The organism is Paraburkholderia sp. SIMBA_053, from assembly GCF_046534895.1.
Classification (GTDB): Bacteria; Pseudomonadota; Gammaproteobacteria; order Burkholderiales; family Burkholderiaceae; genus Paraburkholderia; species Paraburkholderia caledonica.
Window position 1 is genome coordinate 1 of sequence record NZ_JAWRXU010000910.1, and the last position, 263, is coordinate 263.

Here is a 263-nt window from a genome sequence, read left to right on the forward strand (position 1 = left end):
TGGGGAATATTGGACAATGGGCGCAAGCCTGATCCAGCCATGCCGCGTGTGTGAAGAAGGCCCTCGGGTTGTAAAGCACTTTCAGCGAGGAAGAACGCCTAGCGGTTAATACCCGCTAGGAAAGACATCACTCGCAGAAGAAGCACCGGCTAACTCCGTGCCAGCAGCCGCGGTAATACGGAGGGTGCAAGCGTTAATCGGAATTACTGGGCGTAAAGCGCGCGTAGGTGGCTTGATAAGCCGGTTGTGAAAGCCCCGGGCTC

The 263-nt window shown here is 56.7% G+C and carries 1 rRNA gene; it reads left to right on the top strand.

What is annotated here, in order from left to right:
* Positions 1 to 263 (top strand): 16S ribosomal RNA (locus SB753_RS38255); the annotation flags it as partial.